Source organism: Clostridium lundense DSM 17049 (assembly GCF_000619945.1).
In the GTDB taxonomy this organism is placed as follows: Bacteria; Bacillota; Clostridia; order Clostridiales; family Clostridiaceae; genus Clostridium_AO; species Clostridium_AO lundense.
This window is the reverse complement of record NZ_JHVC01000006.1, coordinates 149,229-169,747: the sequence shown is the minus strand read 5'-3', so window position 1 is coordinate 169,747 and position 20,519 is coordinate 149,229. Positions and strand designations below refer to the sequence as shown.

Here is a 20,519-nt window from a genome sequence, read left to right as displayed (position 1 = left end):
GGAATAAAAATGAAAATGTATGAAGGAAAATTAATTGCAGAGGGTTTAAGATTTGGAATAGTGGTAGGAAGATTTAATGAATTTATTGGTAGCAAGCTTTTAAGTGGAGCATTAGATGCATTTAAAAGACATGGAGTAAAAGAAGAGGATGTAGAAATAGCATGGGTACCAGGTGCTTTTGAAATACCTCTTATTGCTAAAAAAATGGCTAAATCTAAAAAATATGATGGAGTTATATGTTTAGGGGCAGTTATAAGAGGAGCTACTTCTCATTATGAACTTGTTGCAGGAGAAGTAACTAAGGGAATAGCAAAGGTATCTTTAGATGAAGAAGTACCAGTAATATTCGGAGTAATTACTACAGAAAATATTGAGCAGGCTATTGAGAGAGCAGGAACAAAATCAGGGAACAAAGGTTACGAAGCTGCAGTTACTGCTATTGAAATGGCAAATTTAATAAAAGAACTATAATTTAGAGTTGAAATTTTAAAAGTAATGAAGTAAAAGCAAAGGGTCTGTCGCACTAATTTTTTTAGTGTGACAGACCCTTAACAAATAGATAGTTTAATGTCAATAAATATGCATTGAATGACATTAATACACTTAAAATGACATTCAATACATAGGATTAATAGCTACGCTGGTATCTTCACCAGTATTTGCTTATGGAGACATAGTCTTTTTGTAGATGAGTATTACACAAAGAGAGATGCAGCATGCGATAAGGGTGGTAGTGATGTACATGATGTAACTATTGTAATAACTCATAATACAAATGCAAATCAAACATATGCATTATCAGCCTGCGGTCTCAATGGCCATAGTATTAGTACTCAAATAAGAATGGGTGGTGAGTGGGGTAAAAAAGCGGTAGGCAATGGTTATGCTCAAACCACGAGTTTATGTAAACCAGGAAATTTATCTGCCACTGAAGTGCATGCAATTCATCGCGACTAGCCGTAGTTTTTAAATTAAATTACCAATAAGAAAAATCTAATTTTTCTTATTGGTAATTTAATACCTTTTGGAGGCATATTATGAAAATGTTGAAAAGAATTCTTAGAAAAACTCAATTTTTAAGTTTATGTATTATCTCTATATTAATTTTTATATCAATAAGTATAGTTCATATAGAGAAAATATATAGAACAATGATGGAAGCAAATAACTTCAAAACAATTAATAATGTTACATTTGACTTCAATGAAAAAAACTTTACATCTCAAAATATGTTAAACTTTTTAAAAAAAATACAATCCAATAAAGATATAGTTTTAATTCATGATGGTGGTAGAGCTTTCTACCCTGGAACGTCATCCTTTGGTATATACTTTAATGGTTTTTATAAAAATGAGTATAATTTGTTAGAAGGAAGATTTTTTACAAAAGATGACTTTAAAAGCAAAGATAATATGGCAATAATAGGTAAAAAATTAATTAGAAATATAGAGGTTGAAAATAATAAAAAATATATATATAGAGGTAATGAAAAGTTTTTAGTTATAGGCATAATTGGAGAGGAGCATATTGATACTTTATACGATTCACGTATTTTATATAATTTAAGGTGTGATTTTAATGAAAAAGATAAGGGTTTATTACTACAAGGGTGGATTTTAGATAGTTTTTTAAAAGATAAGGATACTTTAAATAAAATTATGAATAAAATAAATGAAGACTGTAATAATCCTGTTAAAATAATTGAAAGTGATAAAAGTACCACTCCTTTAATAAGCGCTATATCAAATTCTCGATTTATATTACGTAACTTTTCGCTTGTAATAGTATGTATTATTTTAAGTCTTATAAAAGCTACATCCTACTGGTTAGATAAAATAACTTTAGAAATTGGGATAAGAAAAATGTATGGAGCCTCAAATAAAAATATTATTTTGCATATAATTAAAAATTATTCAATTGTATCCTTGTTCTCACTAATTATATGCCTCTTATTTAATAAAATTTTAATATACACCCATGTACTTAAAATACAATATAACATCACAAATATTATAAATCTTCTTGTTTCTATTATATTTATATTTATTATAGGTGTAATTATTATACTTATAGGAATGTTGAAAATAAATAAAATTGAAATAAATGAACTTATTAAAGGACGGGTTTAGTTATGAAGATTAAATATGCAATTAAAGGACTATCAAGAAGATTTTTTTACTCATTTTTAATTATATTACAGTTAACTTTTGGATTTTATTCTATTTACGAAAATATAAATTTAAACAAATCTATAAACGCTGAAACATCTAAAGTTGAAAGATTTTTTAAGGACAAGCTGGCCTATTCACTAGAGGTGGATCATGTTAGTAAGAATATTAACTTTTCTTCTATGGAAAAAGCATTTAATAAATTAGAAAATAGTCCTGATTACACTTTTTTAAAAAATGTATTAGTAACTCTGTATGTTAAAGTTTTTGATAATTACAATGAATTTGAAAGAGTTAGACAAAAATGGACAATTGATAATGAAACATATTTTATTGCTAACAATATGACTATAAATAAAGAGTATTTAAACACATATCCTTTAGAAGTAAAAGAAGGTAGGCTATTTAATGATAATGAATTTAAATTTGTTGGAAAAGAAAATTATAAAATTCCAATTGTAGTTGGAGCAAATTATGGTAAGTATTTTAAAGTAGGAGATGAACTTGATATACGTTGGCTTAAATCAAAGTTTAAATGCAAAATAATTGGAATTCTTGAGAAGGATCAGCTTAGTCCAGGTGATATACGTGAACCAGACAAAAGATATATAAATTTAAATAATTATATTATTTCTACTGACTCAATCTATGATGATCGATTTAGTTTATATCTCTACTCTCTTTTCAATGGGAACTATATATTGTTTGATAAAGGTACTAGCCAAGTTGAGATAGATAAAAATTTAAAGAATATAGAAGAAATGTTTAATAATATAAAAGGAGTAAGTTATCCAGGTATACGTGATTTATCTTCATATATGAAACAAGATACAGAGGTACTTGAAGAACAACGTAGAATAGTATCTGTAACTTCTATAACTATAATTATATTTGTATGTGCAACATTTATCATTTCATTATTAGAAGCTATAAATAAAAGAAAATTTGAATATGGAATACATATTATGAGTGGAGGTACATTGTGTGATATTGCTATAATTTCATATCTTGAAATATTTATTTTATTTTTATCCTCCTATGCGCTAACATTCACTCTTATATATCGTAAGTATGGAGCTTTAATAAATATAGATAACATTATTATTCTATTCATAATAATGATGTTTATTTCTATAATATCAGCAATAATTCCTCTAATAAAAATATTTAATTTAGATATTGATCATCTAATTAAAGGAGAAGAATAGATATGGAAATTATAAAATTAAATAAAGTAAATAAAATATATGGCTCTAAAAATAATAAAATAGCTGCATTAAATGATATAAACTTAACTATTAATAAAGGGGAGTTAATTTCAATTATAGGCCCATCAGGCTCTGGTAAATCTACTTTACTAAATATAATAGGCACACTAAGTAAAATAACCAGTGGAGATTATATATTAAATAATAAAAAAGTTGATAATTTAAAAAATATTGAACTAGCTAAAATAAGAAATAAGACTTTTGGATTTGTAGTTCAACATTTTGCATTAATTAATGATTATTCAGTATTTGAAAATATAGAAATACCCTTACAATATTCAAAAACAAGTTATAAGAATAGAAAATATATAATAGAAAATATACTTTCTAAATTAGAACTAACAGATAAAATAAATAAAAATATAACAGAGCTTTCAGGAGGCCAGTGCCAAAGAGTTGCTATAGCAAGAGCTATAGTAAATGATCCTGAGGTAATACTTGCAGATGAACCAACAGGAGCACTAGATCAGAAAACTGGTCAAAATGTATTAGATATTTTTAAAAACTTAAATAAAGAAGGTAAAACTATTATTATAGTAACACATGATATAAAAATAGCTAATCAATGTGATAGAATTATAAAAATAGAAGATGGTTATTTAAAAAATGATACTATAATTAAATGATATTTTAACTAAATATGATGAGCTTTTCAATTTATTAATATCTAATTTAAAAAGTTGCGATGGTGATAATGGTGTGAAAATTTATTTGATTTAATTATTGTGATCTTAGTTTTTAAAAACTACAATGTTTCTTATTATCACTAAACATCAAACCCAAAAAGCTGTTCACAATTTATTATTGTAAACAGCTTAAGCAATAATTTTATTTTGATTTTAATAAAAATCCTCTTTTTCCAATATATTAACCTATAGAAGTGAGTAATATTACTATTGGTATAGACATATGAAGAATAAAGTTAGAGATATTACTAGAAGATAAATATTCCATTATAAAGTTCAAAGTCCCTATCCATAAATACATAAACCATAAGGATGGTCCATCTGATTGTTTTATGTTTAATATAGATAAAATTAATCATAGTATACCATCAAGTGCTTCTATAATGCGAACAATTAAGCCATTTCTAAACCCTAATTTATTATGATATCCCCAGTAATACCACAAGTAGAAAAAAACAAATGTAACTAATATACTCATATATTAAAAAATTAAGATTATAAAATAAATCAACATATATTAATGAAATTATTTTAAAAATGTTGGAAAAACGAACAATTTTAAATTTTTTATCATAATATCCGTAATAATTATTGCCTACTTTTAAATATATATAATGGCATATGTATAAATTTACAATATTGTCGTTACTAAAAGTTTAGTGTTAAGAGGTAAGATTAGTCCTCAATTAATCTTGGATGGTATATATATATTTAACAAATCAATAGTTATATATCAATGAAAATGCGTTGAATAGCATGAATCAAAAATGCAATTTAATACATAATGTCTACTAATGGGCTAATAGATATGTATTTTTTATTACATTTATATATTATTTTGTTTCTCATCATGTAAAAAATTTCATGCATTATCGTGAACTACGTGAAATAATTATAATTCTATTCTATATTATAGGTATTATCATTTGTATTTTTTCATTAATATTTATCATGAAAATTATGTTTTTATGGCAATATCAGTGAATCTTTGTTTTTACCATGTTGTTTTAACCATTCTATTGCCTTATTTTTATTTTCAGCAACTAATAAGTCTTGAGAGTTTGTATACTTTGAAGCCATTTATAGTATTTTTCAGGAAATAGTTCTTTTAGTGATTTATTTAATTCCATCCCATCTAGAGGTTCTTTATATTCTACAAATTTATGATCATCCTTTTTTAGAATTAAACGTACTGGGGAACAAGAACCACTACCAGTTTTTAATTTATCATCTGTAAAAACATATCCTTGAATAGAGGAAACAAGATATATGTATAAATTGTCTTCCTTAGTCTCCATACCATACACTTTATGAGTCTCAAAGAATATATCTCCAATAAGCCCTTTTGACTTATTATAATTTATAATACATATGGTAATGGTATTGCTTAAAGCAATGTTTCATATGAAATAAAGATTAGGAAACAATAAATATATAATTATTATATAAATTAATATGGGAGGAATTCTAATGAAAAAAATATTAAGGAATATATTTTTATGTATTTTATCCTTATTATTATTAGTTGGATGTGGAAGTACAAATAAAGGACAACAAGGGACTACAACTTATAAAGATGGAAAATATAAAGCTACTTATGACAAATTTGATAAATATGGCTGGAAAGGTTATGTAGAAGTTCAAGTTAAGAACAGCAAAATTGATAATGTAGATTTTGATTATTTAAATAAGGACAATAAGAGAAAATCTCAGGATAAAACATATAATGAAAAAATGAAGCCTGTTTCAAAAACAGCACCAAATGAATTTTGCCCTAAATTAGGGAAAGATTTAGTTAATAAGCGAGATATTGATAAAGTTGATAATATATCGGGAGCTACAGTTTCAACACAAGAATTTAAAAATTTAGCAAAAGCTGCATTAAAAAATGCTAAAAAAGGAGATCAAAAAGAAGTTATTATTCAATTAAAATAGTATAGAGAAGATAAAATTTGTTATAGTTATTTTATCCATGTATTAAACATAAGTAAAAGTAAAAAATATATTTAAAATACTATTTCATAGTGAGATAATATAAGGGAGGAATTGAAATGGCTAAAAAAGGAATGAAGAGACCTACTCCAAATGAAAATCCAACTTATGAAACTAAAAAGAGAAATAAAAATCAGCAGCCTGTTCCTGAAACTAAAAAATAAAGGAAGATTATTATGAAAGATAAAAAAGAAATATTTTTAGATTTTGATAAACACCTTTTACAGGATGAAAAACCTTCTTTATACTTTGAGACTCTAGCTAGAAGTGGAGAATTTAAAGATATATATCCATTGACCTTTTTATGGGATTTAATAAAAGTAGAACAAAGTCCTAAACACCATCCTGAAGGAAGCGTTTGGAAGCATACCATGATGGTATTAGATAAAGCAGCGGAAAATAAACATTTAAGTGAAAATCAGCGGATTTTTATGTGGGCTGCTTTGCTTCATGATATTGGAAAAGCTCCTACTACTAAGCTTAGAAAAGGAAGGCTAACCTCCTATGATCATGATAAAGTAGGAGCAGAGATGGTCATAAAATTTTTACAAGAGTTCACTGATGATAAAGATTTCATAAAAAAGGTTTCCATTTTAGTAAGATGGCATATGCAGCCATTATTTATAGCGAAAAATATGCCTTTTGGTGAATTAGATAAAATGTTAGAGCAAGTTTCAGCAGATGAAATAGGTCTACTTGCAGTTTGTGATAGACTTGGCAGAGGAGAAATGACAGAGGAAAAGGCAAAGGAAGAAAAGGAAAGTATAGAAAGGTTTTTAAAAAAGGCAAAAGAAAGAGCTGAAAACATGTTAACTGTGTAAAAATGGGGCTGTCGTACTAAGAATAAATCCTACAATATATTGTGTTAATTTCAAACTTGCAAAACAGTATATTGTATGTAAATTTTTTAATGCGACAGCCCCTATTTTGTCTACTTTAATTTTACATTTATTTTTTTATCTATAAAGTTAGTGCTGGTATAACTTTCTACAGTTATTTTTATTGGTAAATTTAAATTTTCTACATTTTTTAGTGTATCCTTTAATTTATTGTCATATATATTGCCTTCTGATTTGGAAGTTGTTACATATAAGGAAAGTTTTTTATTTGTATTATTAAATATCATGTTCAAACCTTCAAAATAAGAATATTTATTTTTATACTGATCCATAAAAATTCCATCAGATGTAGAGAATAATCTTCTTAATGAATATTTTTCATTTAATTGATAGTTTTTATTTAATACATCATATTTAAAATATAGTATTTCAAATTTTCTATTATCTAGACCATAATTAATATCTATATATAAATTTTCTCCTTTATAAATCATGTTAGTTACACTTAGTGTGCTACCTAAATATTTAAATTTTTGTGGAAAGGGTTTATTAGGATCTATAATAAAACTTTCTTCCCTAGGGATTTCAATAACATAATTTTTTATATTAATACTTATCTTATCAGGATTCATAAAGTATATTGATTCAAAAGGAATTTCTCCACTGGAATTTGAATAACTTCCACCAAATATGGTAGTTGGTAAATATTTATCTTTATATTTCAAGTTAATATTATTTAAAGTACGGAATTCTTCACCATCTTTTTTATTTGTAACTTCATATCCTAAAAGAGTTTTAGTAGGAGCGATTTTAATAGTTGTAAATTTTATATTATAGCCATCTATATTAACTTCCTTATTTATAGTGTAGGTTTTAATAGGGTGTTTTTTTACTTTGAAGTTAAAACTCCAATTCCCTGAAATTTCTTTTTTATCATCTTTTGAAATAAGTTTATTTATTTTTAAATTTATTTCTTCTTCAGAAGATTTTATAGCAGGTAATGCCAGCTTTTCTGAAGAGATATTATTTTTTTCATTATAGAGATTAAATAAACTTGAAGTGGGAAAGTTATCAGAAGCATCGATAACATCAGTAGTCCAATATTTATTTACATCAAAAGATTCTTTATTCAACTCCATAGTATATTTTTTGTTTTTATCTAAATCTTCTATTTCATAGAAGATAGCTGTTCCCAAATCATCAGCTACTGCATATTTTACAGTTACTTTTATATTTTTATCAATACTAGAAGAATTAATTATATCTCCATAACCTTTTTCAACATTTTTATTTAAGGATTCTACTTTTGTAACGGCTTTAATAAGTTCTATAAATCCATCTTCAGAGGCTATTACTGTAAAGATAGATAAAGTTAATATTATACAAGCAATTAAAGCTACTCTAAATCTTTTAATTTTTTTTCTATTTACCACAGAACTTTTGTCAATTTTATTTTTTATATTATCTATAAAATTTTCATTAGCAATTATTTTATTAGATGATTTTTTAAGTGATGTGTGAATTTGTTGTAATTTATAAAGTTCATTTTTGCAGTTAGTACAGCTATTTATATGATTTTGGATTAATAATTTTGCTTCTTCATCTAAGGTGCCATCTATATAATCTATAAATAAATCTTTTATTTTTTCACAATCCATAAATTAGCCCTCCTTATCTTCCATATATTTTTCTAATAACTTCAGCCCTCTATATATTCTGCTTTTTACAGTTCCTATAGGTATATCTAAAGTATTAGATATTTCTTCTTGAGTAAATCCACCATAGTACTTTAAGATTATAGGTTCCTTATAAATTATTTCTAATTTATTTAAGCATATCTGAAGATCTATTTCATTTTCACTTAGTGAAAAACTTGAATATCCAATGGAAGAATAGTCTTCATCAATTATCCTCTTATTTTTTCTTAAAAGTTTTTTACATTCATTTATTAAAATAGATGTAAACCAACTTTTAAAGTATTCTTCTTTTTTTAAATCATCTATGTGTTCATAAACTATAATAATTGTGGTTTGAAAAATATCTTCTATATCATGATGATTTTTCACATAGGACCAAGCTATTTTATATAAGGAGTCTTTATTATTTTGGACAAAGTCATATATAGGGGAGAAGCCCTGTGTTTTAATTTTTTTTACTATAGTTCCTTTTCCCTTAGTAAAGTTTAATATATTTCTAACTTCCATATCCTCACTTCCTTTCTAAGGCATATTCAAAAAATCATAGATTAATTTAATAAATAATTTTATTTCATATGCCTACTAATTAGAGTAGCGAACCATGGTAAAAGTTTCAATAACAACTATTTATTAATATATACATACGTATATTAATGGATGCTAATTAAATAAAATTCGCAATGATACGTATGTTTATATAAAATTAACAAATTATAATATAAATTTTATAAAATACATATATAATTTTAGGAGTAAACATGATATAATAAGGTCAAGGAACCTATATAATTAAATAAGGGGGTCTTTAAATGTTAGATGGGAAAAAAATAAGGGAGTACAGATTAAAATTAGGATATACTGCTTCTGATGTTGAGAACCTAACTAAGAATTCTAAGTATTTAACTTCGATTTCAAAATCTTATTTAGAAGAACTTGAGAGAGGAGATAAGAAGAACCCCAGTTTACAAAAAGTTGTTGTACTGGCGAACATACTATGTTGTAAATTAGATGATTTGATTGTACATTAGACAAACTATCCTTTAAGGATTTGTATATAGTGATTGCCATAAATGCTATGTAAAAATAGTGTTTATGGCAATTTTCATATTTAGAGAATAAAATAGTTTTTATATAGCAAAATATAAATGATATTTTTATTGTAAATTATAACTACAAATAATATAATTAGCTTTGTATTACAAGAAAAGGAGAGATGATTATGCAGAATCCAATAGTTACTATAATTATGGAAAATGGGGATGTAATGAAGGGAGAATTATATCCTGAAGTTGCTCCAAATACAGTTAATAATTTTATAAGTTTAATAAAAAAAGGTTTTTATAATGGATTAACTTTTCATAGAGTAATTCCAGGTTTTGTTATTCAAGGTGGATGTCCAGAAGGAACTGGAGTTGGAGGACCTGGTTATTCTATAAAGGGGGAATTTAGATCTAATGGATTTAAAAATGATTTAAAGCATACTGAAGGAGTTTTATCCATGGCAAGATCTATGAGCCCTAATTCAGCTGGTAGCCAATTTTTTGTTATGGTAGGGGATGCTCCTCATTTGGATGGACAGTATGCAGCATTTGGTAAGATAACAGAAGGATTAGATGTAGCTATGAAAATAGTATCTGTTTCAACAGATTTTTCAGATAAACCATTAGAACCACAGGTAATGAAAGAAGTAACAGTAGAAACTTTTGGAACTGAATATAAGGAACCAGAAACTATTTAATGAAGTGAAGAGTGAATAGTGGAGAATGAAGAATAAAGGAAAAAATTTTTTATCCGATGACTATCCGCTCTAATACTCCCATCTTTTTTAAAGTGGGAGTAAAGAGCGGCTACGTCCCTGGATAACGATTTCTAAGCTTCAGTGCGAGTAAAAACTCCTTCTGAAGCTTAGAACTCTGTTTATTGCATAAAAAATTTTGATGTTAAGGGGCTGCTGACAATTGTCAATAGCCCCTTATATTTATTCTATGGGAATTTATAAAACAAATAAAAAATAAGGAAACCTTCACTCTCAACTCTCAATTTTTTATAGTTGATTTTTGCATAGGTCACAGGTATTATAGTTGTAACGTAAGAGTAAGAAGTAAAGATAAGATTGGAGTATAAACTAATGAAAAGATTTAAAAAGTTTTATATAGAGATTACAAATGTATGTAATCTTGCCTGTAGCTTTTGCCCACAAACAAAAAGGCAACCTGAGTTTATGAAGGTGGAGAATTTTAGTAACATATTAGATCAAATAAAGCCATATACAGATTATATATATTTTCATGTAAAAGGAGAGCCTTTTGTTCATCCAGAAATAGATAAATTTCTAGATCTAAGCTATGAAAAAGGTTTTAAGGTTAATATAACTACAAATGGAACTTTGATAAATAAAGTTGAAGATAAAATAATTATGAAACCAGCATTAAGGCAGATTAACTTTTCATTACATAGCTTTGATGGAAATGAAGGTTCAAGAAATAAGGATAAATATATTAATAACATTCTTTCATTTGCAAAGAAAGCTATTGATAATACCAATATTATAATAGCTTTAAGGTTATGGAATATAGATAAAGATAATGAAATAAGCTTTGGAAAGAAAAAAAATTATGAATTATTGGAGGCAATTGAAAAAGAATTTAAATTAAACTATAAAATTGAAGAAAAGGTCATTGTTGGCGGAGGGATTAAAATTTCTGATAGAGTATATTTAAATCAGGATTATGAATTTCAATGGCCGGATTTAAAAGAAGCAGAAGATGATGGAAAAGGTTTTTGTTATGGGCTTAGAAATCAAGTAGCTGTGTTAGTAGATGGAACTGTAGTACCTTGTTGCCTAGATGGAGAGGGAGTAATTAACTTAGGAAATATAAATACTACCCCTTTTTCTCAAATATTAGAAAGCAATAGAGCTAATAATATTTTAAATGGATTTTCTAGGAGAGAAGCAGTGGAGGAATTATGTAGAAAGTGTGGATATAGAAAAAGATTTGGAGTGTAAAAAAGTGAGAAACTTATTAAAAGAATAAGAGCTGAATTTTTAAATTAAGAGTTGAGAGTGGAAATTGAAGAATTGAAAAAGCCTTTTTAAATAATAGATGAGGAAAGCTTACCCACAGGGTAAGCTAAAATTTAATTTAGTGCTTTTTTAAAAGGAAAAGTTTTTTATTTAATTGTTCTTAATATTAATGTAGAAAATTTTTATAAGTTCCTATTTAAGTTCTATGCTCTGTAAAAATAGCTTACAGCTAGCATCAGAAGGCATTCTTAAGTCTCCACGAGGAGAAAGACTTATGGTACCTACTTTTGGTCCATCAGGGATGGCTGAACGTTTAAATTGTTGTGAGAAAAATCTTCTAATAAATGTAGTTAGCCATTTCTTTATGATATCTTCATCGTAAATTCCTTTAAAGGCTTTACATCCAAGAAATAAAATTTTATCAGGAGCAGTACCTTTTACAAAATAATATAGGAAAAAGTCATGAAGTTCATAAGGTCCTACTATATCTTCAGTTTTTTGAGTTATGTTACCTTCTTTATCTTTAGGAAGAAGCTCTGGGCTTACAGGGGTATCTAAAATATCTAAAAGTATATCGGAAGTTACTTTATCTATTTGGTTTTCTGCTACATATCTTACTAAATATCTAACTAAAGTTTTTGGTATAGAACAGTTTACGGAATACATAGACATATGATCTCCATTATAAGTACACCATCCTAAGGCTAATTCAGATAAATCACCAGTTCCTATAACAAGGGCACCTTCCTTATTAGCAATATCCATGAGAATTTGAGTTCTTTCTCTTGCTTGAACATTTTCATAGGTTACATCATGAATTTTAGGGTCATGACCTATATCTTTGAAATGTTGGAGGCAGGAATCTACTATATTTATTTCTCTTAGATCTGTACTTAAATTTTTACATAGATTTATTGCATTATTGTAAGTTCTATCTGTTGTTCCAAAGCCCGGCATAGTTATAGTTACTATATTTTTTCTATCAATATTAAGCATATCAAAGGTTTTTACAGTAACAAGTAGTGCTAAAGTAGAATCAAGTCCTCCAGATATACCTATAACAGCTTTTTTTAGTCCCGTGTGAGAAATTCTTTTAGCTAATGCTGAACTTTGTATATTAAATATTTCTTTACATCTAGTCTCTCTCTCGCTATCGTTGCCAGGTACAAAAGGATGTTTATCAATAAATCTATTAAATGTAAAATTGTTAAAGTTTTTAAATTGAAATTCTATTTCACGTATTTTAAAAGGACAAAATTTTGAGTTGTCTCTATAGCTTACATTTTTTAATCTATCTCTATTTAACTTTTCTACATCTATAGAATAAGTTATTATTTCATTATATCTTTGAAATCTTTGGTTTTCTTCTAGTATAGTACCATTTTCTGAGATAAGTAAATGTCCACTAAATAGTAAATCTGTAGAAGATTCAAATATTCCAGAAGAAGCATATATGTATGCAGCCATACATCGAGCACTTTGAGATTTTACTAAATCTTTTCTATATATAGCTTTGCTTACGATTTCGTTTGAGGCTGAAAGATTTCCAATAATATTAGCTCCTTTTAAGCTTAAATAAGAACTAGGTGGAATAGTTACCCACATGTCCTCACAAATTTCAAAGGCAAATTTAAAATTTCCACTTTTGAATAATAAATCTACGCCAAATGGAACATTATTTTGAAAATATAAGTTTACATATTTATCTGTCACATCTAAGCCTTCTGTGAACCATCTTTTTTCATAGAATTCAGTATAGTTTGGTATATAACTTTTAGGAACTATACCTAGTATCTTTCCATCATATATTATAAAAGCACAGTTGTATAAAAGATCACTATATACTAAAGGGGCACCAACTGCAACTAGTATATCTTTACCTTTTAAATAGTTACATAAATTTTCTAGAGCTTTTAAAGAAAGATTTAGAAGTTGTTTGTTCAAAAAAATATCTCCGCAAGTATAGGAGGTGATACAAAGTTCAGGAAAAACTATCATTTTTACATCTTTATTTAATGAATTTTGTATACATTCCTTTATATTCTTTAAATTAAAATCTATATCACATACATTGGTTACAGGACAAGCAGCAGCTACATTTATAAAGTCTTTATAAGGAATATAATTATTTGATTTTGCTAAGTTTTCCATATAATATACCTCCGATTATTATTTCACATTTATATATGTTTTACAAAACTATTATGAATTAACAAAAGTTAATTGTCAATTAACTATATTAATACTTAAATCTATCTTATAAAATTGATGAAGCTGTGTAAAATTCTATGAAAATAGTGTATAATGATATTAAACAATGACTAAAAATTTTAAAATAATTAAACATTTTTTACTAGATTATGTATTTTAGAAGGGAGGGGGTTATCATAGGGACTACAGCCTCAATACTACTATGGGTAGCAATAGGAATAGCAGGTATAGCTATTGACTTGATAACCAGTAACTTACTTTTTGTGTGGTTTACTATTGGATGTTTAGCATCGCTAATAGCACTAATTTTAAACTATTCATTTACAGTACAATTAATTACATTTGTAGGTGTTAGTGCTTTATTTATGGGCATAGGATATCCATTGGCTAAAGAAACATTAAATAAAACCGTGTCAAGAACTCCAACTATGGAAGAGGGATATATTGGCAGGGAAATAATAATAGACGATGAAGTGATAGAAAAAACTATGATAAAACTTGATGGTATATACTGGACTATAAAAAATCAGGGTGACGTAATGAAAAAGGGAGACAAGGCCAAAATTATTGGCATTGAAGGTAATAAATTATTGGTAAGGAAAATTTAAGGAGGAATTAATTATGGTAGGTAAAATATTATTAATGGCAATTCTTGTAATATTATTAGCAGCAATTTTATCATCTATAAAAGTAGTTAATACAGGATATGTGTACATCCTAGAAAGATTTGGACAATTCTTTAGAATATTGGAACCAGGGTGGCACTTTACTATTCCTTTTGCTGATTTTGTAAGAAAAAAGGTCTCAACAAAGCAGCAGATATTGGATATAGAGCCTCAAAGTGTTATTACTAAGGATAATGTTAAAATTTCTATAGACAATGTTATATTCTATAAAGTAATGAATTCTAAAGATGCGGTTTATAATATTGAAAATTATAAATCAGGTATAGTGTACTCAACAATAACTAATATGAGAAATATAGTAGGTAATATGACTTTGGATGAAGTACTATCAGGGAGAGATAAGATAAACAATGAACTTTTAGAGGTAGTAGACCAAATTACTGATGCTTATGGAATAAAAATTCTTTCTGTTGAAATTAAAAATATTATTCCACCAGCAGAAATACAACAAGCCATGGAAAAGCAAATGAGAGCAGAAAGAGATAAGAGAGCTGCAATACTTCAAGCAGAGGGACAAAAACAATCAGATATTGCAAGAGCAGAGGGTGAAAAGCAGGCTAAAATACTTCAAGCAGAAGCAGAAAAAGAAGCTAATATAAGACATGCTGAAGGATTAAGACAATCACAGGTGCTTGAGGCTGATGGTAAAGCTGAAGCTATAGAAGCTGTAGCAAAAGCTCAAGCTAGAGCAATTGAGATGGTTAATAAAGCCATACTTGATTCTGGAACAAATGAAACAATTATAGCTTTAAAACAAGTAGAAGCTTTACAAGAAATGGCTAAAAATCCTGCTAACAAACTTATACTTCCAAATGAAACTTTATCTTCTTTTGGTAGTATAGCTGCTGTAGGAGATTTGTTAAATAAAAATAAAGCTTAATAGTTTAGAAAAAGTGTGTTCTAAAAAGACATACTTTTTCTTTTTTTATTTAATATTTTAAAATTTTTCTGTAGTGTTAACGGAAGAAAGGCCTTCATAATCTGTATTCTGTCCTCTGAAAAAAGTGATCCCACTTTTAGAGTAATTGATTGACTATATTTACCAATATGGTAAAATTAAAATATAGAAAAAATGTAATAAATTTATAATTATTCATTGCTTTATAGTCATAATAAAACATAAATAATAACCTTAGTTATAGAATATATTAAACTAACAGTAATTTTATTATAGGATGGAGAACTATGAAAAATTTATTAGATGTTAGGTTTTTTCTTTTAGATATGGACGGAACATTTTACTTAGGGAATAAGTTAATACCTGGTGCATTAGAATTTCTGCAGATATTAAAAGATACTAACAGGGATTTTGTATTTTTAACTAATAATTCCTCTAAAAATAAATTTACTTATAAACAAAAATTGAGTAAATTGGGATGTAATATATGCGAAGAAAAAGTATTTACTTCAGGAGAAGCTGCGGTTATATATTTAAAAAATAAAAAAAGCAATGCTAAAATATTTCTAATGGGTACTCCTTCTTTAGAAGAGGAATTTATGCAAAATGGCTTTACCGTAATAAAGGATAGAAGTGAAACTCCAGATTATGTAGTACTTGGATTTGACACTACTTTAACCTATGAAAAGATATGGATAGCTTGTGATTTAATAAGAGAAGGAATACCATACATAGCTACACATCCAGATTTTAATTGTCCTATCGAGAATAAAAAATACATGCCTGATACAGGAGCAATGATAAAACTATTTGAAGCAGCCACAGGTAGGCTTCCTTTAATTATAGGAAAACCTTATAAGTATATAATAGATTCGGTTATGCAAAAGTACAGAATAAATAAAGAAGAACTAGCTATTGTGGGGGATAGATTATATACAGATATTGCTACAGGAGTAAATTCAGGAATAACATCTATTCTTGTGTTTACGGGGGAAACTTCAGAAGAAATGTATAAAAAGTCAAATATTAAGGCAGATTATGTATTTTCATCTATAAAGGATCTTGGTAATAGCATATCTAATTTAAATTTAAAAATTTGTTAGAAAGGATATTAATCCTTTATATATTTTTAAATTAAAAAAGGGGGCTGTAAAATGAAAAAAGGCATAAAAAAAATATTAACTGTTTTTTTAGCCACATCATTATTATCAACCTTTGCTATGGGATGTGGAAATAAGGATCAAGGCACATCTTCATCAGCAAAGGGACCAAAAGGAAAGGTTATGATATATACTTCTATCTATCCAGACATTATTGAAACCGTTAAACCAGCCTTAAATAAACAATTTCCAGATCTAGAAATTCAATGGTTTCAAGGTGGTACAGAAAAAGTAATGACTAAGATGGCTGGAGAAATTGAAGCAAAAAAAATTCAGGCAGATTTACTTATGGTAGCAGATCCATCCTATTATCTATCCTTAAAAGAAAAAGATTTACTTTTAAAATATGATGCTCCTAATCGTAAAGATATTAAATTAAATAAAGATGAAGAAGGCTATTGGACAGGCGTTAGAGTTTCAAATATGATAATAGCTTATAACACTGATAAGGTTAAACCTGAGGAAGCCCCAAAATCTTTTAAGGATTTATTAAATCCAAAATGGAATGGAAAAATAGGTATGCCAAATCCTCTTTTATCAGGTACAGCTTATGTAGCAGCAGCAGTTTTATCAGATAAATATGGATGGGACTACTTTGATAAGTTAAAGAAAAATGGGTTGAAAGTAGATGAAGGAAACTCTGCTGTACAAAATAAGATAGTTACAGGTGAATATTTAGCAGGAATGATTCTTGAAGAAAACATATTAAAACTTGCAGCAAAAGGAGAACCTTTAAAGGTTGTATATCCTGAGGATGGTACTATAGTTATTCCAAGTCCTATAGCCATTTTGAAGGATGGTCCTAATCCAGAAGCGGCAAAGGCTATAGAAGATTGGTGGTTATCTAAGGAAGGACAAGAAGCTATAGTTAAGGGGTGGATGCATTCAGTACGTGGAGATGTAAATCCTCCAAAGGGTGCACCAGAATTAAAAACTTTTTATGATAAGGCTATGAAAATAGATTGGAATAAGCTAAATAAGGAAAATGAAAAAGTTAAAGAGAAATTTAGAAGTACAGTATTAGAATAAGATTATTTAAGGGTGAAGGTTGCTTCACCCTTATTTAAAAGGAGGATTTAAATATGCAAACTGTACCTAATCTAAAGGCGGAAAAAGAATCATTTAGGATAGATGTTAAATGGATAATAATACTGTTAGCTATATTACTTCTAGTATTATTTGAAGTGCTTCCAATGTTATATTTAATAATAAAAAGTTTTTTTGTTGAAAACACCCTAAAACTAGGGAATTATTCATCTGTATATTCTAAAGCTGTAAATTGGAATGCTTTTATTAATACATTTAAAATATCATTTTATGTTATGATATTAAGTATTATAATAGCATTTCCGCTAGCTTGGCTTGTTGGAAGAACTAATTTGCCAGGGAAAAATTTTTTTAGAACTCTTTTTGTTACAACATATATGATTCCGCCTTATGTAGGAGCAATAGCTTGGGCACAGCTATTAAATCCTAAGGTTGGATATTTAAATATTGCCTTAATGAAGATATTTAAATTATCTAAGACTCCTTTTGATATATATGGAGTAGGAGGCTTGGTGTGGGTATTTACATTATTTTATTGTCCTTATGCATTTATAACTATTTCACGTGCACTAGAAAAGATGGATCCAACTTTAGAGGAGGCTGCAAGAGTATCAGGTTCATCTCCACTTAGAACTGTAAGGGATGTAACTTTGCCATTAATGTATCCAAGTATTTTAGCTGGAGGACTTTTGGTATTTATATCTGTGGCTTCTGCATTTGGTATTCCATCTATTATTGGAATGCCTGCAAAAATTGAAGTATTAACTACAAGAATAGTAACTTATGTATATATGGGAAATAGTAAAGGAATATCTGAAGCTACTGCTTTAGCAGTATCTTTGATGATTACTTCAAATATAATTTTATTCTTAACTACAATGGTATTAGGGAAAAAGGAATATGTAACCATATCAGGTAAAAGTACAAGGCCTAACTTAGTAGATCTAGGGAAATGGAAATGGCCAATTACTGTTTTAGTAATTATATATTCTATAATATCTGTATTCTTACCAATGGGATCAATATTCATAACTTCTCTAATAAAATCTTTATCAAAACCTATAACTTTATCTAATTTAACTGTTAATAATTGGATTGAGGCTTTAAAGAATCCAGCTTATTTGGAGGCTTTTAAGAATAGTTTAATATTAGCTGTTATTGCTGCAACTGTAGGTACTATTATTTCTATGTTCCTTTCATATTTATTAGTAAAGACAGAAGCTAAAGGAAGAAAAATACCTGACTTTTTAGTAACTATAGGTTCATCCACTCCTAGTGTGGTTATAGCTCTGGCTTTAATTATGACCTTCTCAGGAAGATTTGGTATAAACATGTATTCAACTATGACTATATTAATTGTGGCTTATATTATAAAATATCTATTAATGTCTATGAGAACTATATCTGCGTCACTAACACAAGTACATTCCTCACTAGAAGAGGCTGCATTAAATTCAGGTGCCAGTTGGATTAGATCTTTCAAAGATATTTTACTTCCATTAATATCTCCTTCCATAGTTGCAGGATGGTTTTTAATATTTATGCCTTGTTTTTATGAGTTATCTATGTCTATCCTTCTTTATGGAGCCAAAACAAAAAATATAGGTGTGCTTTTATATGAACTTCAAACTTATGCAGATCCTCAAAGTGCATCAGTATTATCAGTTCTTGTTTTAATAGTAGTGCTTGGAGGAAATGCAATAATTCGTAAGCTTTCAAAGGGAGATATAGGAATTTAATAGATGAAAGGAGAATTAATATGTCACAAGTAAAAATAGTAAACGTAACTAAACAGTTTGGAGAAGTTAAAGCAGTAAATTGTTTTAACGAAATAATAAGAGATGGGGAATTTGTATCTATACTTGGTCCTTCTGGTTGTGGAAAGACAACTATGCTTAGAATGATTGCAGGATTTGAAAAAGCTAGTGAAGGAGAAATATATATTGGAAATAGTGTAGTAAGTTCAGATAAGAATAAAGTCTTTGTACCACCTGAAAAAAGAGGTATTGGAATGGTATTTCAATCCTATGCAGTATGGCCCCATATGAATGTATTTGATAATGTAGCATATCCATTAAAAATTAAGAAAATACCTAAATATGAAATTAAAAAGAAAGTAAACAAGGCTTTAGAAACAGTTCATTTAGATCAATACGCAGATAGATTTCCTAGCCAGCTTTCAGGAGGACAACAGCAAAGAGTAGCATTAGGTAGATCATTAGTTGGAGAGCCTGAATTATTACTATTAGATGAGCCATTAAGTAATTTAGATGCTAAATTAAGGGAAAGCATGAGATTTGAAATAAAAGAAATTCAAAAAAAGCTTAATATGACTGTTATATATGTAACTCATGATCAAGCAGAAGCTATGGCAATGTCTGATAGAATTATAGTTATGAATAAGGGAATAATTCAGCAAGTGGATGTTCCAAATAATATATATGAAAAACCAGCTAATGAATTCGTGGCAGATTTTATTGGAAAAGTTAACTTTATTAAGGGAATATCAAACTGTGAAGAGGTTCAATTAACTGAACTAGAATGTAATATAAAATATCATAGTGTTATAAATGACAATGTTATATTAGCAGTAAGACCAGAAAACATCTCGTTAAACAAAGAGAAGGGAGATATTAAGGGAAATATAATAGGAAAATTTTATTTAGGAGACACAGTAGATTATAGAATAAACGTAAATAAAAAAGTCATAAGAGCTATTATAAGAGCAGATATAGATTCAAATTTCAAAGAAGGAGAGGAAATTAGTCTTACTTTAAATAAAATTATTTTATTTAAAGATAATGGGCAGTGTTCAGATATTAAAATAACAACATAGTATGGA

At 27.6% G+C, this 20,519-nt stretch carries 19 protein-coding genes; 15 read left to right on the top strand and 4 right to left on the bottom strand.

Annotated elements, in window-relative coordinates; all coding sequences use genetic code 11:
• Window positions 1–9 precede the first annotated feature (9 nt).
• From ribH to T514_RS0108215, 4 genes are all read left to right on the top strand, one after another.
• Window positions 10–471, top strand: coding sequence for a 6,7-dimethyl-8-ribityllumazine synthase (gene ribH, locus T514_RS0108230; protein ID WP_027624348.1), 462 nt, complete (start codon window positions 10–12; stop codon window positions 469–471).
• A gap of 566 nt (window positions 472–1,037) precedes the next feature.
• Entirely contained in the window at window positions 1,038–2,129 is a 1,092-nt protein-coding gene (locus tag T514_RS0108225; protein ID WP_027624347.1) for an ABC transporter permease, read from the top strand.
• A 2-nt stretch (window positions 2,130–2,131) separates the two neighbouring features.
• On the top strand, window positions 2,132–3,376 hold the full coding sequence (locus T514_RS0108220) for an ABC transporter permease (RefSeq protein ID WP_027624346.1): 1,245 nt from the start codon (window positions 2,132–2,134) through the stop codon (window positions 3,374–3,376).
• Between the two features lie 2 nt (window positions 3,377–3,378).
• On the top strand, window positions 3,379–4,062 hold the full coding sequence (locus T514_RS0108215) for an ABC transporter ATP-binding protein (RefSeq protein WP_027624345.1): 684 nt from the start codon (window positions 3,379–3,381) through the stop codon (window positions 4,060–4,062).
• A gap of 1,103 nt (window positions 4,063–5,165) precedes the next feature.
• Here the strand turns inward: T514_RS0108215 and T514_RS0108210 are convergent.
• Window positions 5,166–5,420 (bottom strand): hypothetical protein, encoded by a 255-nt coding sequence (locus T514_RS0108210; RefSeq protein WP_156939842.1) that lies wholly within the window; start codon window positions 5,418–5,420, stop codon window positions 5,166–5,168.
• A gap of 172 nt (window positions 5,421–5,592) precedes the next feature.
• Here T514_RS0108210 and T514_RS24165 point away from each other — a divergent pair, with 172 nt between their 5' ends.
• Both T514_RS24165 and T514_RS0108195 read left to right on the top strand, forming a co-directional pair.
• Window positions 5,593–6,057 carry an FMN-binding protein gene (locus T514_RS24165; RefSeq protein WP_051541932.1) on the top strand — a complete coding sequence of 155 codons (465 nt, stop codon included), beginning with the start codon at window positions 5,593–5,595 and terminating at the stop codon, window positions 6,055–6,057.
• Window positions 6,058–6,290: 233 nt separating this feature from the next.
• Window positions 6,291–6,935 (top strand): HDIG domain-containing metalloprotein, encoded by a 645-nt coding sequence (locus T514_RS0108195; protein WP_027624343.1) that lies wholly within the window; start codon window positions 6,291–6,293, stop codon window positions 6,933–6,935.
• Between the two features lie 110 nt (window positions 6,936–7,045).
• Here T514_RS0108195 and T514_RS0108190 read toward each other — a convergent pair whose 3' ends face one another.
• Window positions 7,046–8,611, bottom strand: coding sequence for a DUF4179 domain-containing protein (locus tag T514_RS0108190; protein ID WP_027624342.1), 1,566 nt, complete (start codon window positions 8,609–8,611; stop codon window positions 7,046–7,048).
• A gap of 3 nt (window positions 8,612–8,614) precedes the next feature.
• A complete protein-coding gene (locus T514_RS24160; protein WP_084284433.1) occupies window positions 8,615–9,157 on the bottom strand; it encodes an RNA polymerase sigma factor in 543 nt (180 codons plus the stop codon).
• A gap of 302 nt (window positions 9,158–9,459) precedes the next feature.
• Between T514_RS24160 and T514_RS0108180 the strand changes: the two genes are divergently transcribed.
• The 3 genes from T514_RS0108180 to T514_RS0108170 all read left to right on the top strand — a co-directional run bounded on the left by T514_RS0108180 (window position 9,460) and on the right by T514_RS0108170 (window position 11,657).
• On the top strand, window positions 9,460–9,678 hold the full coding sequence (locus T514_RS0108180) for a helix-turn-helix domain-containing protein (RefSeq protein ID WP_027624341.1): 219 nt from the start codon (window positions 9,460–9,462) through the stop codon (window positions 9,676–9,678).
• Window positions 9,679–9,869: 191 nt separating this feature from the next.
• A complete protein-coding gene (locus T514_RS0108175; protein WP_027624340.1) occupies window positions 9,870–10,388 on the top strand; it encodes a peptidylprolyl isomerase in 519 nt (172 codons plus the stop codon).
• A gap of 390 nt (window positions 10,389–10,778) precedes the next feature.
• Window positions 10,779–11,657, top strand: coding sequence for a radical SAM/SPASM domain-containing protein (locus tag T514_RS0108170; RefSeq protein ID WP_027624339.1), 879 nt, complete (start codon window positions 10,779–10,781; stop codon window positions 11,655–11,657).
• Between the two features lie 210 nt (window positions 11,658–11,867).
• On the opposite strand, the gene T514_RS0108165 is transcribed toward T514_RS0108170, so the two are convergent.
• The gene (locus T514_RS0108165; RefSeq protein ID WP_051541929.1) at window positions 11,868–13,826 is read right to left on the bottom strand and encodes an NAD(+) synthase; all 1,959 of its coding nucleotides are present in this window, start codon (window positions 13,824–13,826) and stop codon (window positions 11,868–11,870) included.
• A gap of 209 nt (window positions 13,827–14,035) precedes the next feature.
• Here T514_RS0108165 and T514_RS0108160 point away from each other — a divergent pair, with 209 nt between their 5' ends.
• From T514_RS0108160 to T514_RS0108135, 6 genes are all read left to right on the top strand, one after another.
• Complete coding sequence (locus T514_RS0108160) at window positions 14,036–14,494, top strand: NfeD family protein (protein ID WP_051541927.1); 459 nt, start codon at window positions 14,036–14,038, stop codon at window positions 14,492–14,494.
• 13 nt (window positions 14,495–14,507) lie between these two features.
• Entirely contained in the window at window positions 14,508–15,452 is a 945-nt protein-coding gene (locus T514_RS0108155; RefSeq protein WP_027624336.1) for an SPFH domain-containing protein, read from the top strand.
• Window positions 15,453–15,757: 305 nt separating this feature from the next.
• Window positions 15,758–16,573, top strand: coding sequence for an HAD-IIA family hydrolase (locus tag T514_RS0108150; RefSeq protein ID WP_027624335.1), 816 nt, complete (start codon window positions 15,758–15,760; stop codon window positions 16,571–16,573).
• A 51-nt stretch (window positions 16,574–16,624) separates the two neighbouring features.
• Entirely contained in the window at window positions 16,625–17,659 is a 1,035-nt protein-coding gene (locus T514_RS0108145; RefSeq protein WP_027624334.1) for an ABC transporter substrate-binding protein, read from the top strand.
• Between the two features lie 53 nt (window positions 17,660–17,712).
• A complete protein-coding gene (locus T514_RS0108140; protein WP_051541924.1) occupies window positions 17,713–19,416 on the top strand; it encodes an ABC transporter permease in 1,704 nt (567 codons plus the stop codon).
• 20 nt (window positions 19,417–19,436) lie between these two features.
• Window positions 19,437–20,513, top strand: a complete 1,077-nt coding sequence (locus T514_RS0108135; RefSeq protein ID WP_027624332.1) for an ABC transporter ATP-binding protein — start codon at window positions 19,437–19,439, stop codon at window positions 20,511–20,513.
• Window positions 20,514–20,519: the final 6 nt, after the last annotated feature.

Excerpts from the sequence above, each read along its gene's own strand:
- ribH (WP_027624348.1), top strand. The coding sequence starts at position 10 with ATGAAAATGTATGAAGGAAAATTAATTGCAGAGGGTTTAAGATTTGGA.
- T514_RS0108225 (WP_027624347.1), top strand. The coding sequence starts at position 1,038 with ATGAAAATGTTGAAAAGAATTCTTAGAAAAACTCAATTTTTAAGTTTA.
- T514_RS0108220 (WP_027624346.1), top strand. The coding sequence starts at position 2,132 with ATGAAGATTAAATATGCAATTAAAGGACTATCAAGAAGATTTTTTTAC.
- T514_RS0108215 (WP_027624345.1), top strand. The coding sequence starts at position 3,379 with ATGGAAATTATAAAATTAAATAAAGTAAATAAAATATATGGCTCTAAA.
- T514_RS0108210 (WP_156939842.1), bottom strand. The coding sequence starts at position 5,420 with ATGGAGACTAAGGAAGACAATTTATACATATATCTTGTTTCCTCTATT.
- T514_RS24165 (WP_051541932.1), top strand. The coding sequence starts at position 5,593 with ATGAAAAAAATATTAAGGAATATATTTTTATGTATTTTATCCTTATTA.
- T514_RS0108195 (WP_027624343.1), top strand. The coding sequence starts at position 6,291 with ATGAAAGATAAAAAAGAAATATTTTTAGATTTTGATAAACACCTTTTA.
- T514_RS0108190 (WP_027624342.1), bottom strand. The coding sequence starts at position 8,611 with ATGGATTGTGAAAAAATAAAAGATTTATTTATAGATTATATAGATGGC.
- T514_RS24160 (WP_084284433.1), bottom strand. The coding sequence starts at position 9,157 with ATGGAAGTTAGAAATATATTAAACTTTACTAAGGGAAAAGGAACTATA.
- T514_RS0108180 (WP_027624341.1), top strand. The coding sequence starts at position 9,460 with ATGTTAGATGGGAAAAAAATAAGGGAGTACAGATTAAAATTAGGATAT.
- T514_RS0108175 (WP_027624340.1), top strand. The coding sequence starts at position 9,870 with ATGCAGAATCCAATAGTTACTATAATTATGGAAAATGGGGATGTAATG.
- T514_RS0108170 (WP_027624339.1), top strand. The coding sequence starts at position 10,779 with ATGAAAAGATTTAAAAAGTTTTATATAGAGATTACAAATGTATGTAAT.
- T514_RS0108165 (WP_051541929.1), bottom strand. The coding sequence starts at position 13,826 with ATGGAAAACTTAGCAAAATCAAATAATTATATTCCTTATAAAGACTTT.
- T514_RS0108160 (WP_051541927.1), top strand. The coding sequence starts at position 14,036 with ATGTATTTTAGAAGGGAGGGGGTTATCATAGGGACTACAGCCTCAATA.
- T514_RS0108155 (WP_027624336.1), top strand. The coding sequence starts at position 14,508 with ATGGTAGGTAAAATATTATTAATGGCAATTCTTGTAATATTATTAGCA.
- T514_RS0108150 (WP_027624335.1), top strand. The coding sequence starts at position 15,758 with ATGAAAAATTTATTAGATGTTAGGTTTTTTCTTTTAGATATGGACGGA.
- T514_RS0108145 (WP_027624334.1), top strand. The coding sequence starts at position 16,625 with ATGAAAAAAGGCATAAAAAAAATATTAACTGTTTTTTTAGCCACATCA.
- T514_RS0108140 (WP_051541924.1), top strand. The coding sequence starts at position 17,713 with ATGCAAACTGTACCTAATCTAAAGGCGGAAAAAGAATCATTTAGGATA.
- T514_RS0108135 (WP_027624332.1), top strand. The coding sequence starts at position 19,437 with ATGTCACAAGTAAAAATAGTAAACGTAACTAAACAGTTTGGAGAAGTT.